The organism is Pseudomonas sp. Irchel 3H7 (assembly GCF_900187605.1).
In the GTDB taxonomy this organism is placed as follows: domain Bacteria; phylum Pseudomonadota; class Gammaproteobacteria; order Pseudomonadales; family Pseudomonadaceae; genus Aquipseudomonas.
The window spans coordinates 163,744-185,029 of record NZ_FYEA01000002.1; the positions used below are offsets into that span (position 1 = coordinate 163,744).

A 21,286-nucleotide genomic window follows, 5' to 3' on the forward strand; every position below is an offset into this window, starting at 1 on the left:
AGGAAGTTGTATGCACGGTTCAATCAAACAATTTGCCCGTCATTGCCTCGCCGGCGCGTTGCTCTCGGCCTTGGCGCTGAGCGCTCAGGCCAAAGCCTTGCCCGGCGCGCCGGCGCCGTTCGACAAAGGTCAGGTGCAGATTGCATTGGTCGGTTATTTGTTCTCTGGGGACTTCCCCGAGGCGTACTTGCGTGGCGTGGAAAAACAGACCGAAGCGCTGGGTGCCAACCTGCGCGTATTCGATGCCCGGCAGCAGGCGGCGAGTCAAGGCGAGATGATCGATCAGGCGATTGATCTGGGCGTCGACGGCATCATCGTTCAGCTCGGCCTGGCCGAAATACTGAAAGCGCCGATTGACCGGGCTATCGCCAAAGGCATCAAAGTCGTCGCTTTCGATGTCGATCTGAACACCCCGCAAGTAACCCAGGTCGAGCAGGATCACCATGCGCTGGCGCGTCTGGCGCTGGATCAAGCCGTCAAGGACAACGGCACAAAGTTCGATGCCGGCTACGTGTACATCAGTGGATTTACGCCGATGGAGCGCCGCGACGAGATCTGGAGTCAGGTCAAGAAAGCCAATCCGGGGATCGTCGAGAAGGCGCGCTTTGGCACGCTGAATCCACCGATTGCCAACTCGGTGGCGGATCAGGCCAGCGCCGTGCTTCGCGCCAACCCGGGCATCAGCGTGATTTTTGCGCCGTTCGATGAGTTCGCCAAAGGCGCGAAAATCGCCGTCGACGAGGCAGGGCTGACGAGCAAGGTGAAGATCTACAGCGCCGATATTTCCACTGCCGATATTCAAATCATGAAAGAGCCGGACAGCGCCTGGGCGGCGACGGCAGCGGTCAATCCGCAAGTGGCCGGGGCAATCAGTGTGCGCAGTCTGGCGATGTTGATTGCCGGGGAAAATCCGGGGCATCAGGTGCTGGTGCCGCCGACGCTGATTACCCGTCAGCAGTTGCTGGATCTGGATGTGAAAAACGTTCGAGATCTGGCGCAGAAACTCCCGGCCTTCGGTGATACCGCCAATGTCGCGCGGGCGCCGTGGATTCCAGTGGCTAACTAGATCTTCCTACTGACAACGATCCCGTGTAGGAGTGAGCCTGCTCGCGATAGCGGATTTGAATCCAACATTGTTGCCGGCTGATCCACCGCTATCGCGAGCAGGCGAAGGCCTACAGGAGATTGGGGGCACCCTTGAAATTGGAGCGACTATGCACAACAAAGCTGCACGCATACGCAAAAGCCGTTCACCGACGACGGATCCGGCGTACGGCAATCGACTACCCCCAGGCCAAGTGCTGACGGAGCGATTCCCAATTCTCCACGAAGGCGAAGTACCGGAATATGACCTTGCCAACTGGTCGCTGCGGGTGTTCGGCACGCTCGCACAACCGATCGAATTACGTTACGCCGACCTGCAGGCACTGCCGCAACGGCAACTTCGCTGCGACATCCATTGCGTGACACGCTGGTCGAAGTTCGACACTGAGTGGAGTGGGGTGCATCTGCAGGATTTGTTGCAGGCGTTCGATCTCCAGCCGACATCGGCGTTCGTCATGGCCCATGCCGATCACGATTACCAGACCAACTTGCGACTGGATGATCTGTTGCACTCCGACAGTCTGCTGGCCACCCATTACGCTGGCCAGCCGCTGACCGCGCAACATGGCTGGCCGCTACGGTTGGTGGTGGCGGGGCGGTATTTCTGGAAGAGCGCAAAGTGGCTGCGCGGGCTGGAATTTGTTGAACAGGAACAGCCGGGGTTCTGGGAGCAGAACGGCTTTCACCTGCACGCCGATCCGTTTGCCGAACAGCGATTCAGTGGTGATGAACTGGATATTGCAGAGGATGCCTGGCTGGAGAAAGCCTTCGACTAAGTAGCGTCTGATGCAGATCAAAACTGTAGGAGTGAGCCTGCTCGCGATAGCGGTGTGTCAGTTGACAACTTTCTTATTGATATACCGCTATCGCGAGCAGGCTCACTCCTACAGGGAACCGTATTTCAGTCTAAAAATTGTTTTTAGTTGGTTGAAGTGTTGGCTCAGCAACACTTCTGCTGAACTAAGAACAATCCTTTAGAGCGATCTAACCTAAGCGTTATTGGTTCTTTTACGAGTTGCGGCAGCTCGTCTAGCATCGGCTTTCAAGGGGAAACGTCTCACGCTGGGGAAACTGCAACTCACCGTAAACAAGCCTTCACTGCCTTCCAGAAATCCAAAACTACAGCAGACATTGCCGCGCATTGCTTGCCGAACTTTATTGTCGGTAACGGCCGGGTATTAACTGCGATTCAAGGAGCTGTTATATGCATCACCGTTCCCGTTCATTATTGGCGGCTGCTGTCGTGTGCGCCATCTGGCAACTTCCGGCCAACGCAGAAGAAACTTCCGCCAGCGCCGACAGCGAATCGCGACTCGGCACCGTGTTGGTCACCGGCACCCGGGGTACTTCGCGCACCGTGCTCGACTCTCCGGTGCCGGTCGACGTGCTCACCGCCGAAGACCTGAAATCCGCCGGCGCCGCTGATGGTGAACTGGGCGCGGCGTTGCAGACGTTATTGCCATCCTTCAGCCTGCCGCGCCAATCCAACTCCGGTGGCGCCGACCACGTGCGCGCGGCGCAACTGCGTGGCATGAGCCCGGATCAGGTGCTGGTACTGGTCAACGGCAAGCGTCGCCATACGTCAGCGGTGGTCAACGACTCGTCGAAGATCGGGCGCGGTACCGCACCCGTGGATTTCAACTCGATCCCGCTCAGCGCGATCAAACGCATCGAAGTGCTGCGCGACGGCGCCGGTGCGCAGTACGGCTCCGACGCGATTGCCGGGGTAATCAATATCATCCTGGATGACGCGCCGGAAGGCGGCGAGGTGTCTACCAGTTATGGCGCCTATCACACCCATCAGGACGCCATCGACAAGACCACCACCGACGGCCAGAACAGCGTGACCACGGCGAAGATCGGCACGCGCCTGGGCGAAGAGGGCGGGTTTATCCGCGGCGGCACCGAATACAAAGATCGCAATCCGACCAACCGCTCCGGTTTCGACGGTTTTGCCGACAGCCCCGGTCAGCGCAACTATGTGATGGGCGACGGCGTTGCGCGTGACGTCAACCTCTGGTTCAACAGTGAACTGCCGCTGGCCGGCGGCAAAGCCTACAGCTTCGGCACCTATAACCAGCGCCATACCACCGGCGCTGAGTTCTATCGTTATCCGTATGAACAGCCGCAGTTCTACCCCAACGGCTACTTGCCGCAATCGCTCGGTGACAACAAAGACGTCTCCGCCACCGCCGGGTTCAAAGGCCTGCTCGGTGACGAGTGGGACTTCGACAGCAGCGTTACCCACGGCCGCAACCGCTTCGATGGCTCGACCCGGCGCACGCTTAACGTCAGTCTCGGCGAAGACTCGCCGACGAAGTTCGACACCGGCGATTACGAGCTGCGCCAGACCACCACCAACCTCGACTTCAGCCGCGAACTGCGCCTCGGCGAGCGCTCCTTTGTATTGGCGGTGGGCGGTGAATACCGCTACGAAAATTACCTGACCTACGCCGGTGACGAGGCCTCGTATATCGGCTCCGGAGCGGACGGCGCCAATGGCCTGCGCCCGAGCGAAGAGTCGGATCTGGATCGCAACGTGTTCGGTACTTACGTCGAGTTGTCCGGCGATCTCACCGAGCGCTTCTTCGTCGACGCCGCCACCCGCTGGGAGCATTACGACGATGCCGGCAGCAAACTGACCGGCAAGCTCAGTGGTCGCTACAAACTCACCGAGCAATGGGCCCTGCGCGGTGCGGTGTCGAACAACTTCCGCGCGCCGTCGCTGGCCCAAAGCGGCTTCCAGAACACCACCAGCAACTTCGGCGATGGCGGCACGCTGACCGACATCCGCGTGCTCTCGGTCAACGACCCGATCGCCCGCGCACTCGGCGCCGAGAAGCTCGATCCGGAAACCTCGAAGAACTTCAGCCTCGGCCTGACCTTTCAGTTGAATGAACGCTTCGATGCATCCCTGGACGTGTTCCGCATCGACGTCAAAGACCGCATCACCCTGTCGCAACGCATTGGCAGCGATGCCCTGGAAAACTACATCAACGACAACTTCGGCGTTGCTGGCGTGCACGACGTCAACTTCTTCACCAACGCCGCCGACACCAGCACCCACGGCGCCGAACTGGTGCTCAACTACCATCAGCCGTTCTACGAAGGGCAATTGGGCCTGACCACCGCGTACACCTACAACCACACCAAAGTCACCAGCACCAAAGGCACGCCGTCGCAATTGACGGCGTTGGGCATCGGCAACGACGCCCTCGTTGGCGTTGAAGAAACCAACACCCTGACTGATGCTGCGCCGAAGGATCGCTTCATCTTTTCCGCCAACTGGGCCAGTGAACACTGGGGCTTGCTCGGTCGCTTGACGCGCCAGGGCGAGACCACCCGGGTGTTCGATTTCGGCGACTCGCAGCCCGAGCAAACCTATGGCGCGGTGTGGCAACTGGACGCCGAAGTGGCTTACAAATTTACGCCGAAATTCAACATCGCGGTAGGCGGCAACAACCTCACCGACAACTACCCGGAACGTTCCGGTTCGGCGATCAACTACGGCGGCAACCTGCCGTACGACGTGCTCTCGCCAATCGGCACCAACGGCGCCTACTACTACGCCCGCGCTACCTATGGTTTCTGACGCGGGGCCGGGGCGGCATCTGCCGGTTTTTCAGGCGTTGCTGATCACGCTGGGCATGGTGATCACCACCGACATCCTGAAAACCGCGCCGACCGTGGCGCTCAATGTCGGACCGCAATATTTCTATCTGGTGTGGGTGCTGGGTGGCGTCGCATCAATGATCGGCGCGCTGTGTTTTGCCGAGATGGCCACAGCGTTTCCGCACACGGGTGGTGACTATCATTTTCTGCGCACGGCGTATGGCGAGCGTATGGGATTCTTGTTCGCCTGGTCGCGGTTTTCGGTGATGCACACCGGGTGGATAGCGTTGTCGGCGTTCATGTTTGCCGATTACGTCGATGCGGTGGTGCCGTTGGGACAGTACGGTTCGGGGCTGTTTGCCGGGGCGGTGATTGCCGCGTTGGTGCTGCTTAATCTCACTGGCAAGCACGTTGGTTTTATTACCCAGACCTTGTTGGTGGGGCTGTTGGCGCTGGGCTTTTTGAGCATCGCCAGTGCCGGTGTTTTTTTGGCCTGGCAAGGCATCGAACCACCTGCGCCGAGTGTCCCGCCCATTGCGCAAGACACTGGCATGGCCGGCTTCTCGGCGGCGATGATTTTTGTCTTTCTGGCGTTCGGCGGCTGGAGCGACGCGGCGACGTTGTCGGCAGAAGTGCGTGATGGCCGGCGGGGGATTTTCATTGCCATGCTCGGTGCGCTGAGCGTGTTGATGGCGATCTATCTCGGGTTGAACTGGGCGTTTGTCGAGGGCCTGGGATTCGCAGGGTTGGCTGCCAGCAATGCTCCGGCCGTAGAGTTATTGAACCGCGCATTCGGTGCGCCGGGTGTCATGCTGATTTTGCTGATGGTCGGCATCGCCGCGATAGCGACCATCAACTCGACCTTGCTGGTCGGGGCGCGTACCACCTACGCTGCCGCGCGCGACGTGCCGCAACTGCGCAGTTTCGGTGCTTGGGACGATCGGCATGGTGTGCCGCGCAAAGCGTTGCTGGCGGAAGGTGCGGTGGCGTTGCTGCTGGTGCTGTTTGGCAGTTTTACCCAGAGCGGTTTCAACACCATGGTTGAGTACCTGACTCCGGTGTATTGGTTGTTTTTGAGTTTGAGCAGCGTGGCGCTGATTATTCTGCGGGGGCGTTTTCCCGAGATGGCGAGGCCGGTCAAGGTGCCGTTGTATCCGCTGTTGCCGTTGCTGTTCTTCGGGTTGTGCCTGTACATGCTGTATTCCAGCGTGACGGTGGTGGGGGTTGGGGCGTTTTTTGGGATTGGAGTGTTGCTGGTTGGTGCCGTGCTATTGGCCGGGTTGAGCCGTTTAAAAGCGATCCCTCACCCCAGCCCTCTCCCGGAGGGAGAGGGGGCCGACCGAGGTGTCTTGCGTGATACATCGACCTGACAGACTGAGTCGATTATGGATTCAGTGAAGCACGTTCAGGTCGGCGTACTTCTTCAATATCCCCGGATCGGTTCCCTCTCCCTTTGGGCGGTCCGACGTTTCGGGAGGGCTAGGGTGAGGGGCTTCTAGAAGGACACCTCCGCCGGCTGCGACAACCGCAGCACCGACAAGTCCCCCGTAATACGCTTGTAAGCCAGACGAATCGCTTCGATGCTGGCCCCATTCTTCGCGCTGTTCTCATGCAAAATCACAATCACCTTGGTGCTCAAGCGCTCAGGTTCTTTCGCGCCCTTATCCCGCCACTGCCCATAAGCATCGAACACACTGAAACCATCAGGAAACCGCGACGTGACTTCCTGATCAAGAAACTCACGCCAGCGCGCCGTGCTCACCGCACCTTCCTTGCCATCAATTGAACCCACCGAAAAGTACAACTCGGTGCGAATCCACTGCGCCTGTGCCGGCCGCGAGGCATCGCCTTGCAGGGTCGAGCTGGCGGGATCATGGGTGTGAACGGACGCAGGAGGAGGGCTGGCACAACCGGCGACGGCCAGGAACAAGGCCGCCAGTAAAAGACGTTGAGGCATGGAACATCCTTATTGATCGTTAGGTGAACCGCTCGAGTATAAGGTTGCGGTTTACCGGCCAATAAAGACCTAAAAAGCAGGCTGATAGGCGCTTCGGGAATAACCCGCTTACGTCGTCGCCGGCGGTTTCGCCAAGGCAATTTCCGCCGCCCCCAAACGCTTGAGAATCTCGAACAGCAAATCACTTTTGGTCACCCCGACAATCCTCGGGCTGCCCACATATCCTGTGACCGTCAAGGTGATCCCGTCCGGCGACAATTTGCTGAAGCGCACAAACGGCGCCGGTTTATCGAGGATGGTTTCGTTCTCCCGATAGGTGTTGAGCAACAGGTCCTTGACCTCTTCGGGATCGATGTCCAGCGGGAACACCAATTCCAGTGACGCCACGCCTTGCGCGCTGCCGCCCAGGGTCACGTTGCGCAGGTTCTGCGAGATCAGTTGCGAGTTGGGCACGATGACGATCGAGCGGTCGCTGAGCTGGATTTCCGTGGCGCGCACGTTGATGCGGCGGATGTCGCCTTCCACACCACTGATGCTGATCAAGTCGCCGACTTTCACCGGTCGTTCAGTCAACAGAATCAGGCCCGAGACGAAGTTCTTGACGATCTCCTGCAGACCAAAGCCGATACCCACCGACAGCGCACTGACGATCCACGCCAGATTGGTCCACTGCACGCCCAGTGACGACAGCGTCAGCAGAATCACGAACGCGTAACCGATGTTGGAAAACAGCGTGCTCAGCGAGGCGCACATGCCCGGGTCCATGTCGGTCTTGGGCAGAAACTCGTTGTCGAGCCAGCGGCGCAGGGCGCGGATCAGCCAGATGCCGATCATCAGCGCCAGGACGGCATTGAGCAGGTGGCCGGGAACGATGTTCAGCTTGCGCAGCCCGGCGCCGCCGAGGATCGCCATGATGTTGCTCGCCAGTTGCCCGAGCGTGGTGCCGATGCCGCCGACAAACAGGGCGATGACCGCCAGCAACAGCAGCGCTGCCCGACTGAAACCCGACAGCAGAATCTCGATCTGATCAAGCCGTCGATCGCCAATGCCGAGCAGCTGTTTGAGCGCCTTGCCGCTCGCATGGCGGGGTGAAAACACATGCTCACAGACGTCCTTGACCAGTTGAATCAGCAGGTAGAAACCCGACAAGACAATGTACGCCCACACCAGCTCATAACTGATGAACCGCGCCAGTGATACGTAGCCGGTGAGCAGGGCAATCGCCGAGACAAACATCGAGATGCTCGCGATGGTGTAAATCACCCCGGCAAATGTGCTGTTGGCCGCCGAGGCATCATTGGCCGCGACCAGTGCCTTGCGCACTTTGCCGACGCGCAACAGCAGGACCGTCACGATCGCCAGCACGACGATCGAAATGACCCCGCGCCCGGCGATCACGATCTGGCTGCTCATGCCCGTGGCATTGCTGACCTGCACCAGCGTCACCAGCACCAGTAACGTGCAGGACAGAATGCGTGGGTAGGGTTTGAGCGCCAATGCCACTTGATCGGCAATCGCTGGCAGGCGCCACGAGGGATGCTCGGTCGACAGCAACGCACGGCTCAATCCGGTGAGCAGCACGCAGGCATAGACGACTTTTTCGAACTCTTCGGAGAAGGTTTCCAGCACCGGCGGCAAAGGTTGGTGGCGGGTGCAGGCATAGAACAGCAATTGCAAAGCAATCGCGGTGGTGGCGATGGTTGCCAGCGCCGAGGCGAACGCCAGCGCACTGCGACGCAGGCGACCCTCGGGCATGCGGTAAATGCACACCCAGGTCAGACCGCGTTCGGCCAGTCTGCGGCCGAATGTCCAGATGATCAGCGCCAACGCCATCAACACACTGGTGTAGAAACGTTCCCCTGGTGCCCACACGGTGGCCCAGGTGTCGCGCACCTGCGCGACGAAAAAGCGTAAACGCTGACGGTCGTCGTCACTCGGGCTCACCAGCGGCGACCAGAAACTCGGGCTCAGCACGCTGTCAGTGCCCAGCGTCAGCTCACTTTCAAGCAGTGTGCGACGGATGCCGGCGATCTGCGTAATCAGATCCGCCGCGCTCTGTTTCAGCGCCGCCAGGCTCTTCAATGTGCCGTCGACCTTGCTCTTCTGCTCGGCCAGCGACGCTCGTTGCGCGACGATGTCTGCTTGCTCAGCTGCCAGATCGGCATCCGGCGCCGCCCCCAGCACCCCCAACTGCACCGCCAGTTGCGCCTGCTGCGGCAACAACGCCGCCGACAACCGATCGACATCCAGAATAAACGCCTGCACCCGATCCTGCGGGCCTTCGAGCTGGTTGTAATTGTTCGCTGCGGAAATCTGTTGTTTGAGGGCATCGAGGCGTTGTTGCAAGGCCTGCAGATCGCTTTGCGAAATCACCGGCAATGGCGCAGCCGCGGTGGTTACCGGCGCCGGCAAGTCGGCTGCCCATAGCGTCGGGCTACCGCCAACCAGCAGCATGAATACGACAAAAAACAACGACTTCAATGTGTTGCGCATGGGTGCGGCGGCTCGAATTGATCACACAGTCTATGAGGTTAGGTGATCAAGCCGATCGGGGAGGAAAAGTTTCGGGCAGAGCAGGGCAGGTGCGCAGCGCGTCCAGACGAAAAAAGCCCGACGGGTGAGGTCGGGCCTTTCTTCGGTGACTGCGCTGAAGCGCTGCATTCAGACGGCGCGGCGTTCGAGCAAACGGTCTGAACCGCCTTCGGCTACTGCGTCGCTGAACAGCGGGTCGGTTTCGGTGGCGGCGGCTACCGCGTCGCTGAACAGTGGGTCAGTCTGGGTCGCGGCGGCCACTGCATCGCTGAACAGCGGATCAGTCTGGGTCGCGGCGGCTACTGCGTCGCTGAACAGTGGATCAGTCTGGGTGGCAGGTTCAGCGGCAAAAGCATTCAGGGCAAAGAGCGAGAAAGCGATGCTGAGAAGGGCTTGGCGTTTCATGAGTGTGTGCTCCGTGGGGTAGTGGTGAGGTCTGGAGCCGATCTTACGCCGCGAGCCTGATAAGAGAACTTCATTGAATCAATGGTTGTTATTGATGCGATTAATGATAGGCGTTGACGTCGAATTCCAGAGAGGAATGCGGGGCATAAAATTAATGAATTTTTCTTATCTGATTTCTCGGCGTAGTTTCTTCTGAAACAGAAAGGAGTCTCGTCGTGCACCCAACATCAGTAGAAAAATTCGACACCTCCCGCGCCAGCGAATATGCCCGACAAAGCCGCATCGCCCTGGCCGGCTACGACGCCTGTCACGATCTGGCGGCCTGCATGTTGGCCGCCAGTCTCGGTTCGCGCCCGACCAACATACTGGTGGTCGGCGCGGGCGGTACGGCACAGGAAATCATGGCGATGGCGGCGCTGGAACCGCAGTGGCGTTTCATCGCGGTCGATCCTTCCGCGCCGATGCTTGAAGCCGCCGTGCAGCATTTGGAGGCCAACGACTTGCTGCATCGGACGCAGGTTCATCTCGGGCATGTCGAGGACTTGCCGGCCGATGCGCAATTCGACGCGGCGACGTTGATCGGCGTGCTCCATCATCTGAACGGTGATGAACCCAAGCACCAGATCCTGCAATCGATTCAGGCGCGTCTCAAGCCGGGTGCGCCGCTGATTGTCGCGGGCAATCATTACGCCTATGCCAGTCAGCCGTTATTGCTGGAAGCGTGGGGGCAGCGCTGGCGCCAGCAGGGTGCGAGCGCGGAGGAGGTGAAGGCCAAGCTGGGCAAGATTTTGCAAGGCGCCGATCCGCCGCATTCCGAGGCGGCGGTTCAGGCGCTGTTGCATGACGCCGGATTTGGCGAAGCGACGCGGTTCTTCAGCAGTTTGTTCTGGGGGGCGTGGCTGACGTGTAAAACGGACTCCTCTAAAAGTAGCGACTCGGCACTTCCCCCAACACTTGCTTGAACACCGTCGCAAACGCACTGGAGCTGCTGTATCCCAAGTCCATCGCGACTTGTGTGACCGACTGACCTTTGCCCAGCATGACAATCGCTGCCAGCAGACAGGCTTGTTGCCGCCATTCGATATAGCTGACCCCGGTGTGCAGGCGAAAATGGCGGGTAAAGGTGCGTCGGCTCATGCCCGCACGTTGCGCCATTTCGTCGATTCCGATTTCCAGCGAAGGCTGCTCCAGAAACGCGCGACACACCGTCGCCAGCCGTGGCTCCGCCGGCAACGGCGCATTGAGCGAGAGCGCGGGCATGCTGGCGATTTCATGCAGCAGCAAGCCCATCAAATGGCCGTCATGGCCTTGGGTGGAATAGCGCGCGGGCACATCGATGGCTTTCATCAGCAGATGACGCAGCAACGGCGACACGTCCAGCACCTGGCATTGTTCCGATAGTCCGAGGCGCTGCGCCGCTTGCTGGCGGATATAGGTGTTGTGCAGTGTGACAGGCCCACGCATTTGCATGGCGTGGCGCAGTCGCGCGGGAACCCAGATGCCGCGCTGCGGCGGTACGACCCAGTTGCCGTCGTCGGTGAACACGGTGATGACGCCGCTGGCGGCATAGGCGAACTGGCCGCGCTGATGATCGTGCAGCGGGAACAGCGTCCCGTCCGCGTAATCAACGGCGGTGACGACGGCATCGCGTGGGGTGTTCTGGTAAGGATGGCGGCTCATTTCTCGCATGGCCCGATTCTAATGAAAGTTGGCCTGTGACTGAAAGCAGGCCAGGCCTATTGCCGGCATATTTCTCCGCGCCCGAGTACTTCCGCTCGGCACCGGGAAAGATTGACCATGCAAAAGAAACATCTGCTACTCGCCGTTCTGGTGACGGCGGTTTGGGGTTTGAACTTCCCCGTGACCAAACTCGGCCTTGCCGCTATCGATCCGTTATTGCTGACCGCGCTGCGTTTCACGCTGGCCGCATTGCCCTGGGTGTTTTTCGTCGAGCGTCCACGCGTGGCGTTCCGCTGGCTGGCCGCCTACGGCTTGATCTTCGGCGTGGCGATGTGGGCGTTGATCAACCTCGGTATCGCCTGGGGCGTGCCTCCCGGAACGGCATCGTTGCTGATCCAGTTCAGTGCATTTTTCACCTTGGGCTGGGGCGTGGTTTTTTTCGGCGAACGTCTGGGGCGGTTGCAATGCCTTGGCACGTTGTTGGCCGCTGCCGGCCTGATGGGCATCGTACTGAGTCGCCCCGGCGACGCATCGACAGCAGGTTTGGCACTGGTCATTGGCAGCGCCCTGGCGTGGAGCATTGGCAACGTCGTGATCAAGGTCTCGAAGGTGCGTGAGATTTTCGCGTTTGTGGTATGGGCGAGTTTGTTTCCCCCAATCCCGCTCATGCTGCTGACATGGCTGCTGCATGGCACCGCACCGTTCACTGCACTGGCGTCGCAGCTCAATGCGATGACGCTGTTTTCGCTTGCGTTTCAGGTCTATGCCGCGACGCACTTCAGTTACTGGGGATGGAACCTGCTGTTGCGCGAATACCCGATGTCGCGAGTGGCACCGTTGTCGCTGTTGATCCCTGTGTTTGGAATCTTCAGCTCGATGGCGATCTTCGGTCAGTATCCCAGCCTCTTTGACTGGCTTTCGATCTCGCTGGTGTTACTGGCAATCCCTTTGGGATCAGGGCACATGCACGCAATGTTGCTGCGCCTTCGGGTTCGCCAGCCACTGTGCCCTGGATAACCCGTAGCACTTGCACAGGGCAGGTGCCCCGGAAAGGTTCAATTCGGCGTCATATAAGTGCCCGGCGCCGATTTTCAACAGCGCTTTTTGCGAACGAAGGTTGGCGGGGCCGATGTGGAAATAGACGGTGTCGTAGACCTTGAAGGCATGTTCCAGCATCAATCGCTTCAACTCACGATTGGCATCGCCACCCCATTTCTCCCGCACCAGAAAGGTGTAGCCGATGGCGATACTCTCAGGTTGATCAGGCGGGATGTAGTAGCTGGACATTCCGACGATCTGCGCAGTTTCGATATCAATGACGGCGAGTGCTTTGCGGGTGGCCAACCGCGCGGCGAAGTACGCTTCAAACACTTGCCGTTCGTAGCGATCGCTGGCGGGGTGGCCGGTCCAGATGAGCGGGTCACTGGCCGCCAGAAACAGTGTTTCAAAATCACTGGCGATCAACGCCCTGAGCTTCAGCGTGCTTCCATAAAGAGCGGGTTGGCAGTCGAAGTCGCCTGCAGGCATGGTTTGCGTTCCTGGCCGAATTGGGAAGTGCGGCCAGTTTAGGGCGGGAACAGGTGATGGAAAGATCCAATTCGATGGGTATTCAAGGAGCCAACGGTCTGCGGATTTCGCAGGGTAAGTGGGTGCATCCCCTGAAGTGGTGTCGGAGTTGGTTGTGGATCTGCTGTTTTGAAGGATGTGCGCGCATTTAGCGTTGGCCTGTGGGTCGATAGCGTTCATGGCTGAATGGATGATGTCGGCCAATGTCGGCCCTGCAATGATCCTGTAAACCTAGAGGGTTCGGAACGTCAGCCGGCAGCAGGGATGGCAGCCTGCTACGCTCAAGTGACCTTGCTAAGGGGTACTGCTTTTTCACACAAAATTCGGACTTGGGTTGATGGCCAGGAGGCGTTCAGTGAAAGTTAAAAACCTCTTTATTATAAGTGTCGAAGCGGATGCACAAATAAAAGGCAGTGCTCGAGGGTTTCTGTACAAGTACATGCTCAACAACAATGCGGAGAATATATTCGTTTACGAATTCAACGCTGAGACAGCCATCGCCACGCTTCAAACTTCGGCTAAAAAAGAAGACGGAGGCGGCTGGGTATTGATATCGAGTCCTGCGCCAGAGAGCAACGATGAAGAAGCCGAGAGTGATGAGTACATCAACCCGTTCACCACGTTCGCAAAAGAAAATCTAACCGGCGTGAATGAAAACCAGGCAGCCTCCGCGAAGCAGTACAGGCTGTCTCACCAAAATGGCGCAATCATCGCGTGTCATGCGTCCTCTATGGCGTTGTGTAACATCGAGCCAGAATTGTTCGCCCAGAATCTTATTGTTTGTACAAAAAAACCAGGGAATGAGGTAAATGGGATTTTCCCCGTGTTTGACAAGATTGTTTTTAATGCATGCAATGCCGCAAAAATATTTGAGAAAGCAGCGGAAGTGAAGCAAAACACCAATTTCTGGACGAGCGATAAGAAAAAAATAGGCAATGGCAAAAGAGCGCAAGAGATAAACGTTGCGCGCTTTAAACAAAATGGCGTAGATGAAACCGGTGAGTTGACCTTAAGTGCCCATCTACAAGAAATCGAATTGCGTCAAAACTTTTTTAATCCTGTATTCAGGTTCCTCAATATTTACGGACGCTATTTCAATAAGAACATCATCGTTGCCGGCTATGATCAAGCGTTAACGGCAGCGGACCTGAGTAAACAGTTAGTCGATAACGGCAAGTTGACGGCGCTTGAAAAGCTCAAAGTAAGCGGGCGAAAAATGCTTTTGGAAAATGCGTCGACGAAACCGCTAGGCTGGGTAGGAGGTAACGGGGTCGCCCCCAAGCATAAGTTTTTTTACAAATTCACCGCCGCCGAGGGCAATGTCAACAACGCTACGATCGTCCCCGTTGAATGGTCTGAATGGACGGATCAAAAAACGGGCTGAGCCTGGAGTCAATGCCCGCTTCTTTGCGAGGATTGGCCATCAATCTGCCAATGGCAGGTGATCTGTTCCCCTGTAGACAAGCCCGATCAGGTACGCCACTGCTCGACCAGCGGCACCAGCGCAATGATGATCATGATGCCCCCAGAAGCACGACTTGTAATCGACGCTGTTCATGAAACGGGTGGTGCAGGATCGGCTGTTGCCGTTGTAGCTGCGCATCTTGGACCGGTTGTCGCACGTGCGAGATACAAAGACTTCGCCGCACGAGTGTGCTCCTTGATGCTGAGAACTGGTTTCAGCTTTCGCTGGTTTCGACCGGCTCTGCGGCTTCAGCTTCCAATTTCGCCCGATCAGCCTTGCTGATGTATTTAGGCTTTTTCGGCGCCAGTTTGGCGCTGGCCTTTTTGGCCTTTTCCTTGAACAACTGCTTGAGTTTCTTTTGGCGATTCATGTGTTCTACCCGGTCTGCAAGTTTGAATATCGGTTAGCGAAGGGCGTAAACGTACGCATCAATGGACGAGCCACAAGATATGCACGTTGCCCTCGAAAAGGGGCGAATCCTGACGTAAGCCTCGGGCCAAGGCAATGCCAATTCCTCACATGGCGATAAAGTCACGCACAGCCTTGATGGTCGGCGCGGGGGCTTCTTCCATCAACCAATGTCCTGCCGCCGGAATCACCACCTCGGTGACGTTGTCCGCAGCATTGCGCATGACGATCGCTTCGTTGTTGCCGAAGGACTTTTAACCGCCCACGGCCAGCACCGGCATGCTCAAGTGTTTCTGCAGGACCGGAGCGTTGTCGAGGGCGTCCTGACGAATGCTGCGGAACTGCGCGAACGCCGCGTGCATGGCGCCAGGGCGGGCATAAAGCCTGGCGTAATGCTGGCGGGTGCCTTCATCGACTTTGGCCGGGTTGCCGGCGAACTCGTTCCACGCACGTGCATGGTGGCACCTTCGACCTTGATGTCCTGAGTGTGGAAGGTCGGCGGGAAGGGGACGACCTCGGCAAAAGCCTGGACACTCAGGGTCAAAAGGGCGAGGGCGGCCAGTAGCGGGCGGTTATGGCGAAGTCTCCAGGCGTGGGGGCGATGGAGACAGCGTAGACGTATCGATCAGGGCCGGCGGAGTTTCATCCAGAAGCGAACGCCGCCTCGATAAACGCCCCCAGCGCCTGCTCTTCAAGAATCTCGATAGAGAAATGTCCGAAGCGTTTCGGCAGCCAGATGATGCGCGTTCCGGACGGCGATTGCAGGTTTTCGCGAGTCAGTGGTTGGCCGTTTTCGTCTTCCGGCTGAACACCGCTGGCGAGCAGTTCGTCGTAAGCCAACTCGATATTCGGGGTCGTGTAGCAATGGCGGTAAATCATGCCTTCGCCCACTGTATCCAACAGCTCCTTGAGATTCCCCGCCAGCGGCTGGACCAGCATGAAGCGTTCCTGACCGATCAATGCGACGGCATAGCGCACGTGCAGGCCCCCGCGATTCCAGATCTGCGTTGTGGAGATCCGCGCCTGCAGTATCTGCGCGTAGTAGGCACAAGCTTGTTCAAGGTCTTTGACCAGTACGTCGATGTGGCTGAACTTCAAGTCCATGAAATAGCTCCTGTCGGGCGGTGTCGATGGGCTGGGTGTAATCGACGATCGGCCAGCCGGAATAAACTAAGCTGATGTGTAACGTCAAGATGACACAGGAGCATCCCCCCATGAAGGCGCGCCGCATGATCAAGTCACGTACGTGGATTGCAACGATTTCTTCGCTGGCCTTGGTTTTCAGTTCGGCGATGGCATTGGCTGACCCCGGTAATGGAAAGGGCCAGGGCAATGGCAAGGGTAATTCGCAGAATGTGCAGGGCCACGGCAACCAGAAAGGTAACAGCAACAAGGGCAACAACGCTGGCGGTGACTGGAATGATGGACCAAGCATCAATCGCGGCAATGTGCTCGGAATTGTCGGAGGCTATCGCGACTACTGGAGCCCGGGCCCCTCGCTGCCACCGGGCATTCAAAAGAATCTTGCACGCGGCAAGCCATTGCCGCCCGGTATCGCGAAAAAGCTCGATGGACGTCTGCTCGGTCATTTGCCGCATTACGATGGCTACGAATGGCAGCAGGCGGGCACGGACCTGATCCTCGTCGCGCTGGCAACCGGCCTGATTTATGAGGTGCTCAACGGGGCATTTGATTAAGCGTTATCGCGCCGCAGATGTCGCCGCTGGCCAAGGTTGAAGTGTGGCTGCATTGCTGCAAGGCACGCAGCAATGATCTGCAAATGGAGGGTCTTGTTCGTCCGCTCATCGGTTATCAGACTGGAATCAACTGACGTTGAAGCAGCTTCCAGATAAGGAGAGATGACGATGGTTTCTGTGATCCGGTTTGAGCAGTTTGGCAATCACGACGTACTGCAAATGCAGGCAACCGACAAGCAAGCGCCGGGGCACGGTGAGGTTTGGCTTGAGCAAGAAGCGGTAGGGGTCAACTTTCTTGATGTGACCCAACGCAAAGGCGCGGTCGCGGTTGCGTTGCCTTCCGGCTTGGGACTGGAAGGCGCGGGGCGGGTGGCCGCAGTGGGCACAGGTGTCAGTAACATCGTTGTGGGTGATCGCGTGGCTTACGCCACCGGGCCATTGGGGGCTTATGCCTCGGCGCGGCTTTTCCCGGCAGAGCGGCTGGTCAGAATTCCTGATGCCTTGTCTTGCGATGAGGCAGCGGCGGTGATGTTCAAGGGCATCACCGCGCAGTATTTATTGAAATCCACCTATCCCGTAGGGCCGGGCACCACCCTGTTGCTTTACGGGGTGGCGGGCGGTTTGGGGGCGATCATGGCGTCATGGGCAAGGCATTTGGGCGCGACGGTGATCGGTGTCGTGTCGAAGCAGGCCAGTGTCGAAAAGGCCCGGGCGTCGGGTTGTAACGAGGTGCTGGTGTTCGACGCCGAGACCCTGGCAGCGGACGTCGCACGACTCACCGATGGGCAGAAGGTCGATGTGGTGTATGACCCGATCGGGCGGGTGTCTTTTCAGGCGTCACTGGACAGCTTGCGCCCGCGTGGTTTGATGGTGTCGTTCGGCGCCTCATCCGGTGCGCCGGCAGCCGTGGAACTGGCGACACTCAACAGCAAGGGTTCGCTGTTTTTGACCCGTCCCTCACTGGCTGCGCACACTGCGACGGCTGCTGAGTATCAGGCGCGTGCGCAGGATGTTCTGGCCGCTGTCGCAGCCGGTATCATCCAGCCACATATCTGGGCGAGCTATCCATTGGCCGATGCCGCACTGGCGCATGCCGACCTGGAAACGGGCCGATCTTCTGGGGCGATCATTCTGAAACCATGAATCTTGATGTCTTGAGCAATCAACACGGCGATGAGATCGCTGCATTCCTGGCCGTCGCCTCGCAAGGTTCCTTTGTCGCGGCGGGTCGGCTGCTGCAACGCCATCCGACGATTATCTCCAAGCGCCTTGCCGCCATGGAGAAGCGTCTGGGCGTTCGCCTTGTCGAGCGCTCGACCCGTCAGGTCCGCATTACCGAGGCCGGCGCCCAATTGGAGCAGCGTCTGCGTTCGGCCGTCGAACTGATGAACGACGCCCAGCAGCAAGCGGCGCAGGGGGGCCGGCGAACTTCGCGGCACGTTGCGCCTCGCGTTGCCGGCCGCCATGGGCCGACTCTGGCTGGGGCCGATGTTGCCGGAGTTTCTCAAAGCTCATCCGCAAGTTTCGATTATTGCCGACTACAGCGAGGGGTTGGTCGACATCATCGAGCAGGGGTTTGACGCCGCCATTCGTATCGGCGAGCTGGAGGATAATCGGCTGATCGCGACGAAGCTCAGCAACCACCGGCGGATTCTGTGCGCCTCGCCAGCCTATCTCCAGGTGCATGGCGTGCCCGCAACACCTGAGGATTTGCTTCAACACAACTGTCTGCGCTTCAGCGGGTTGGCGTCTTTTCCGCTGTGGCGCCTTCATCGTGGCCATGAGCTGCAAACCGTTAGCGTCAAGGGCAACCTGACGGCCAGCGACAGCGAGTCGCTGCTGGCCGCTGCCCGGGCGGATGCCGGCATCTTGGGCGCGGGCGATTGGTTGATGAGTCGCGATATCGCCGCCGGAAAGCTGATTCATGTCCTGCCTGACTGGCAACTGGATAGCGCGGGAGGTGTGTATCTGGTCAGACCCTCGGCGCGGTTTCCGACGGCGGTGGTCGTCGCGTTCAAGCAATGGCTCGAAGCGATGTTCGCGCCCGCGCCACCGTGGGCTTTTTGATGGCTGGCAGTGGTCTGCGGATGGCGCGAGTGACAGCAGATTTGCCTGCAACACCGCGCGCCATCCACCTCGATCAAACGATTTTCAAAGCACTCAGCACGATCAGCGATTGCTCGGCAAAAGCCTGGGCCTGTTCGGTCAGTGCGGCGATGTTGGCTTCGGCGGTGGTCAGCGTTTTGCCGTCCTTGACCAGCACTTCGTTTTGTTCGGCAATGACGCTCCACGCCAGTTGTGCCCACTCTGCCGGGTGCTGTTTGCCCTGGCGGATTGCAATCAGGAACAGTTGCTGGAAGCGGCTGACCGTGACGCCACCCCCGGTGACCGGGCTGCTCAGCACTTGAATGTCGGCGTTGAACAGCGCGCGCTTGCACAGTTGCAGGTTGAACGCAGCGCAGCGTTCGTACACCCGCGCCTCGGCGGCTTCGCTCTGGCACGGGGCTACCGCGCCCATGCTGACCAGGATGGCGATGGCCTGTTCCAGATCGTCGTAGGCCATTGGCGACACCGCATCGAGCAGCTGCTGCATCGTTTTGGCTTCATACATCTGGTCCGCGAGGGCATTGAGGAGCGGGCGGTAAATTTCCGCTTGCAGCGTCGCTGCGCCAGCGGGGCCGGTGACGCTGGAGGCTACGTTTTCTGTCGGCTGCATCAGCACAAATCGCGTATTGAGCATGCGCGAGCGGCGCTCGGTCGCGCTGAGTCGGTTGGCACCGCGCACGTACAGGTCGCGACGGAAAGCCTGGTTGACGAAGTAGTCACGCGCCTGCTCGCGCATCACCGGGTGTTCGATACCGTCGAGAAAGGCCAAGCCTTCGGCGCTCAGGTTGAGTGCGTCAACCGAATCCATCGGCACCGCCGTCGTGACGTAATCGAGCTTGGCCGGGGCCAGTGCATCAACCATGTCGGCGAAATACATGCAGTTCCAGTCGCGATTGAAATATTCATGGGCGACGTACTGACGGTCCTGGCCTTTGATGGTTTGCAGCCTGGCCCCCAAGTGCGGCGCGGCAATGGCGTATTTGGGGTTGGCCGCCAGCAGCGCTTCGGAAAATTGCAACGCGGCATCGATGCGCTGATCCGCTCGCGTCGAGTGACTGGCAAAGCGGTCGTGCAGGCTGAACAATTGGCGCAACGGCGCAGCAGGCGACCAGCCCGGGAATGCGTTGTAGCTGACGTAGAGATGACCACCCGGTTTGAGGTGGCGTCGGGCGAATTCGACAATCAGCTTCTGGTTGTCACGGCTGACCCAGGTCCAGATGCCATGCAGGCTGATGCTGTCGAATTGCGGCAAATCATGGCGCGCCAGCAGTTGCTCGAAGCTGTCGTCGTACAGCCGCGCACCGTTATTGCCAAGCGCCGCGAGTTCAATCGCATGGGCCGCCTGACCGGGGTGGAAGTCCGTACCGACGAAGCCGGCCGGGTTGGCCGTGGCGTGAATATTGATTGACACACCCTGACCAAAACCGAGTTCGCAGTGATAACCGTCGGGGTTGTCCAGACCGGCAAAGCCGCGCAACAACAGGCAGTAACGCTGGAATACCGGATTGATTTCCCGGCTATAGCTGTAGGTGTAGCCTTCGTCCGTGAAATAACCTTCGTTCCAGGCGTTGCTCATGGGTGCAGCCTCTTGAATCGTCATTGAAAGTGGCTTTATACGTGATGGACTCGCGCCATTAAAACCTCTCGGTGTCCACCAGGATGTTGTCGGCAGGATCGAACCATTCGATAGGGTCCATGTGGATATTTCGCAGGGCCACGGTTTGCCGGTGAGATACGTACAGCGGCTCGGCCCAATAATTGATCAGCATCGAGCGTCGGCGCGCGCCCGAAAGATTCCGGCTGCCGGCATGCAGCAGGTCGACATCGAACACCAGAATGTCGCCCGCACGGCCCGTGAGCTGGACGGATCGCGTCTCATCATGGACGTCAGCGGGCGGTGCTCCGGACACGGCAGCGAATGGCGCCAGTCCTGACCCCGGGGCACGGGCCAGCGATCCGACGGCAGTACACCCGCATCAAACGCCTGGCGCAGGTCGTCCAGCAACTCGGCGGGTATGGCGCGACGGAGCAGGGCAAAACCCTGCTGATGAAGCTGTTCACGGTTATTCATGATCGGACGTGTTCGCTCCTCACAAACGCACGCCCATCTCCAGGGCGCGGGTCTCGAAGCCAAACTCGGCATACATCCGCACCGCACGCTCGTTGAACGGCCAGACCGTCAGGCGCAAGTCTTGAGCATTTTGCTCGATAGCCCAGTCTTTCACCCGTTGAATCAGCGTGCGGCCAATGCCTTTGCCCCAAAACGGCTCGGCCACACAGACTGACCCGATGCGAACCACGTTCTGCGGCTGCATCAGCGGGCCGGAACTGGCGGACACGGTGGCCGTAATGAACGCCACGGGGCGCTCAGCGGCGCTGGCGATATAGACGATCTGGCCAGGCTTTTCGAATACCCCGGCCCAGTGCGGCAAGTCGCGGGCAAAATCTTCGGTCGCGGCGGCGTAGATATCGGGGCGGGCGGCGTGGTGTACCGAGTTGAGCAATTGGCCCAGCTCGCTCATTGCCAGCGCATCGGCGGCAGTGGCTGTGCGGTAGGTGATGATTTCTTCCATGATAAAAATTGCTCCTTGGGTGTGTTTATAAGTTCGCATCCTGCGGTAAACGGCGAAATAAAGCATCCGGGATCCTGCTGCATTTCAACGAAGCAGGGTGCACCTGGGTCGCTTTTTCAGGTCAGTCTGTGCATTGAATGTTTCTGCGTTAAACGAATAATCGAGCGCTCGAATCTTTTGG

18 protein-coding genes and 3 pseudogenes are annotated in these 21,286 nt (G+C 58.9%); 10 read left to right on the forward strand and 11 right to left on the reverse strand.

Annotation, left to right across the window (positions count from 1 at the left end):
* Positions 1–10 precede the first annotated feature (10 nt).
* The 4 genes from CKW38_RS04125 (at position 11) to CKW38_RS04140 (ending at position 6,086) form a co-directional block, all read left to right on the forward strand.
* Complete coding sequence (locus tag CKW38_RS04125; protein WP_095111920.1) at positions 11–1,066, forward strand: substrate-binding domain-containing protein; 1,056 nt, start codon at positions 11–13, stop codon at positions 1,064–1,066.
* A 148-nt stretch (positions 1,067–1,214) separates the two neighbouring features.
* Positions 1,215–1,880, forward strand: a complete 666-nt coding sequence (locus CKW38_RS04130) for a sulfite oxidase-like oxidoreductase (protein WP_095111921.1) — start codon at positions 1,215–1,217, stop codon at positions 1,878–1,880.
* A 428-nt stretch (positions 1,881–2,308) separates the two neighbouring features.
* On the forward strand, positions 2,309–4,696 hold the full coding sequence (locus tag CKW38_RS04135; RefSeq protein ID WP_095111922.1) for a TonB-dependent siderophore receptor: 2,388 nt from the start codon (positions 2,309–2,311) through the stop codon (positions 4,694–4,696).
* Complete coding sequence (locus CKW38_RS04140; RefSeq protein WP_095111923.1) at positions 4,686–6,086, forward strand: APC family permease; 1,401 nt, start codon at positions 4,686–4,688, stop codon at positions 6,084–6,086. The genes CKW38_RS04135 and CKW38_RS04140 overlap by 11 nt, the downstream gene beginning before the upstream one ends.
* Before the next feature lie 125 nt (positions 6,087–6,211).
* Here the strand turns inward: CKW38_RS04140 and CKW38_RS04145 are convergent, their stop codons facing one another.
* The 3 genes from CKW38_RS04145 to CKW38_RS04155 form a co-directional block, all read right to left on the reverse strand.
* Positions 6,212–6,673 (reverse strand): DUF3574 domain-containing protein, encoded by a 462-nt coding sequence (locus tag CKW38_RS04145; RefSeq protein WP_007916094.1) that lies wholly within the window; start codon positions 6,671–6,673, stop codon positions 6,212–6,214.
* A 108-nt stretch (positions 6,674–6,781) separates the two neighbouring features.
* Positions 6,782–9,166, reverse strand: a complete 2,385-nt coding sequence (locus CKW38_RS04150) for a DUF3772 domain-containing protein (protein WP_095111924.1) — start codon at positions 9,164–9,166, stop codon at positions 6,782–6,784.
* Positions 9,167–9,334: 168 nt separating this feature from the next.
* On the reverse strand, positions 9,335–9,610 hold the full coding sequence (locus CKW38_RS04155; RefSeq protein ID WP_095111925.1) for a hypothetical protein: 276 nt from the start codon (positions 9,608–9,610) through the stop codon (positions 9,335–9,337).
* Between the two features lie 215 nt (positions 9,611–9,825).
* On the opposite strand from CKW38_RS04155, the gene CKW38_RS04160 reads away from it, so the two are divergent.
* Positions 9,826–10,572, forward strand: coding sequence for a class I SAM-dependent methyltransferase (locus CKW38_RS04160; protein ID WP_095111926.1), 747 nt, complete (start codon positions 9,826–9,828; stop codon positions 10,570–10,572).
* Here CKW38_RS04160 and CKW38_RS04165 read toward each other — a convergent pair.
* On the reverse strand, positions 10,532–11,299 hold the full coding sequence (locus CKW38_RS04165; protein ID WP_095111927.1) for a helix-turn-helix domain-containing protein: 768 nt from the start codon (positions 11,297–11,299) through the stop codon (positions 10,532–10,534). The genes CKW38_RS04160 and CKW38_RS04165 overlap by 41 nt on opposite strands.
* Positions 11,300–11,407: 108 nt before the next feature.
* On the opposite strand from CKW38_RS04165, the gene CKW38_RS04170 reads away from it, so the two are divergent.
* Positions 11,408–12,307 carry an EamA family transporter gene (locus CKW38_RS04170; RefSeq protein ID WP_095111928.1) on the forward strand — a complete coding sequence of 300 codons (900 nt, stop codon included), beginning with the start codon at positions 11,408–11,410 and terminating at the stop codon, positions 12,305–12,307.
* Here CKW38_RS04170 and CKW38_RS04175 read toward each other — a convergent pair.
* Positions 12,245–12,817, reverse strand: coding sequence for a GNAT family N-acetyltransferase (locus tag CKW38_RS04175; protein WP_256588335.1), 573 nt, complete (start codon positions 12,815–12,817; stop codon positions 12,245–12,247). The two genes, CKW38_RS04170 and CKW38_RS04175, sit on opposite strands and share 63 nt — an antisense overlap.
* A 394-nt stretch (positions 12,818–13,211) precedes the next feature.
* Between CKW38_RS04175 and CKW38_RS04180 the strand changes: the two genes are divergently transcribed.
* On the forward strand, positions 13,212–14,240 hold the full coding sequence (locus CKW38_RS04180; RefSeq protein ID WP_095111929.1) for a hypothetical protein: 1,029 nt from the start codon (positions 13,212–13,214) through the stop codon (positions 14,238–14,240).
* A gap of 295 nt (positions 14,241–14,535) precedes the next feature.
* Here CKW38_RS04180 and CKW38_RS04185 read toward each other — a convergent pair whose 3' ends face one another.
* The 3 genes and pseudogenes from CKW38_RS04185 to CKW38_RS04195 all read right to left on the reverse strand — a co-directional run bounded on the left by CKW38_RS04185 (position 14,536) and on the right by CKW38_RS04195 (position 15,833).
* Positions 14,536–14,691, reverse strand: coding sequence for a DUF2986 domain-containing protein (locus CKW38_RS04185; RefSeq protein ID WP_077572520.1), 156 nt, complete (start codon positions 14,689–14,691; stop codon positions 14,536–14,538).
* A 145-nt stretch (positions 14,692–14,836) separates the two neighbouring features.
* Positions 14,837–15,181 (reverse strand): annotated as a pseudogene (locus CKW38_RS30580) (alpha/beta fold hydrolase); the annotation flags it as partial.
* A 190-nt stretch (positions 15,182–15,371) separates the two neighbouring features.
* The gene (locus CKW38_RS04195; protein WP_095111930.1) at positions 15,372–15,833 is read right to left on the reverse strand and encodes a VOC family protein; all 462 of its coding nucleotides are present in this window, start codon (positions 15,831–15,833) and stop codon (positions 15,372–15,374) included.
* 125 nt (positions 15,834–15,958) lie between these two features.
* On the opposite strand from CKW38_RS04195, the gene CKW38_RS04200 reads away from it, so the two are divergent.
* From CKW38_RS04200 to CKW38_RS04210, 3 genes and pseudogenes are all read left to right on the forward strand, one after another.
* The gene (locus CKW38_RS04200; protein ID WP_176472293.1) at positions 15,959–16,426 is read left to right on the forward strand and encodes an anti-virulence regulator CigR family protein; all 468 of its coding nucleotides are present in this window, start codon (positions 15,959–15,961) and stop codon (positions 16,424–16,426) included.
* Between the two features lie 168 nt (positions 16,427–16,594).
* Positions 16,595–17,569 carry a quinone oxidoreductase gene (locus CKW38_RS04205; protein WP_007916110.1) on the forward strand — a complete coding sequence of 325 codons (975 nt, stop codon included), beginning with the start codon at positions 16,595–16,597 and terminating at the stop codon, positions 17,567–17,569.
* Positions 17,566–18,493, forward strand: a pseudogene (locus tag CKW38_RS04210) (LysR family transcriptional regulator). Before CKW38_RS04205 ends, CKW38_RS04210 begins: the two are co-directional and overlap by 4 nt.
* Positions 18,494–18,566: 73 nt before the next feature.
* Here CKW38_RS04210 and CKW38_RS04215 read toward each other — a convergent pair.
* The 3 genes and pseudogenes from CKW38_RS04215 to CKW38_RS04225 all read right to left on the reverse strand — a co-directional run bounded on the left by CKW38_RS04215 (position 18,567) and on the right by CKW38_RS04225 (position 21,105).
* Positions 18,567–20,108 (reverse strand): class I SAM-dependent methyltransferase, encoded by a 1,542-nt coding sequence (locus CKW38_RS04215; RefSeq protein WP_007916114.1) that lies wholly within the window; start codon positions 20,106–20,108, stop codon positions 18,567–18,569.
* A 58-nt stretch (positions 20,109–20,166) separates the two neighbouring features.
* Positions 20,167–20,603 (reverse strand): annotated as a pseudogene (locus tag CKW38_RS04220) (phytanoyl-CoA dioxygenase family protein).
* Between the two features lie 19 nt (positions 20,604–20,622).
* Positions 20,623–21,105, reverse strand: coding sequence for a GNAT family N-acetyltransferase (locus CKW38_RS04225; protein WP_176472280.1), 483 nt, complete (start codon positions 21,103–21,105; stop codon positions 20,623–20,625).
* Positions 21,106–21,286: the final 181 nt, after the last annotated feature.

Coding starts and splice junctions, on each gene's coding strand:
- CKW38_RS04125 (WP_095111920.1), top strand. CDS start 11: ATGCACGGTTCAATCAAACAATTTGCCCGTCATTGCCTCGCCGGCGCG.
- CKW38_RS04130 (WP_095111921.1), top strand. CDS start 1,215: ATGCACAACAAAGCTGCACGCATACGCAAAAGCCGTTCACCGACGACG.
- CKW38_RS04135 (WP_095111922.1), top strand. CDS start 2,309: ATGCATCACCGTTCCCGTTCATTATTGGCGGCTGCTGTCGTGTGCGCC.
- CKW38_RS04140 (WP_095111923.1), top strand. CDS start 4,686: ATGGTTTCTGACGCGGGGCCGGGGCGGCATCTGCCGGTTTTTCAGGCG.
- CKW38_RS04145 (WP_007916094.1), bottom strand. CDS start 6,673: ATGCCTCAACGTCTTTTACTGGCGGCCTTGTTCCTGGCCGTCGCCGGT.
- CKW38_RS04150 (WP_095111924.1), bottom strand. CDS start 9,166: ATGCGCAACACATTGAAGTCGTTGTTTTTTGTCGTATTCATGCTGCTG.
- CKW38_RS04155 (WP_095111925.1), bottom strand. CDS start 9,610: ATGAAACGCCAAGCCCTTCTCAGCATCGCTTTCTCGCTCTTTGCCCTG.
- CKW38_RS04165 (WP_095111927.1), bottom strand. CDS start 11,299: ATGCGAGAAATGAGCCGCCATCCTTACCAGAACACCCCACGCGATGCC.
- CKW38_RS04170 (WP_095111928.1), top strand. CDS start 11,408: ATGCAAAAGAAACATCTGCTACTCGCCGTTCTGGTGACGGCGGTTTGG.
- CKW38_RS04175 (WP_256588335.1), bottom strand. CDS start 12,817: ATGCCTGCAGGCGACTTCGACTGCCAACCCGCTCTTTATGGAAGCACG.
- CKW38_RS04185 (WP_077572520.1), bottom strand. CDS start 14,691: ATGAATCGCCAAAAGAAACTCAAGCAGTTGTTCAAGGAAAAGGCCAAA.
- CKW38_RS04195 (WP_095111930.1), bottom strand. CDS start 15,833: ATGGACTTGAAGTTCAGCCACATCGACGTACTGGTCAAAGACCTTGAA.
- CKW38_RS04200 (WP_176472293.1), top strand. CDS start 15,959: ATGATCAAGTCACGTACGTGGATTGCAACGATTTCTTCGCTGGCCTTG.
- CKW38_RS04205 (WP_007916110.1), top strand. CDS start 16,595: ATGGTTTCTGTGATCCGGTTTGAGCAGTTTGGCAATCACGACGTACTG.
- CKW38_RS04215 (WP_007916114.1), bottom strand. CDS start 20,108: ATGAGCAACGCCTGGAACGAAGGTTATTTCACGGACGAAGGCTACACC.
- CKW38_RS04225 (WP_176472280.1), bottom strand. CDS start 21,105: ATGGAAGAAATCATCACCTACCGCACAGCCACTGCCGCCGATGCGCTG.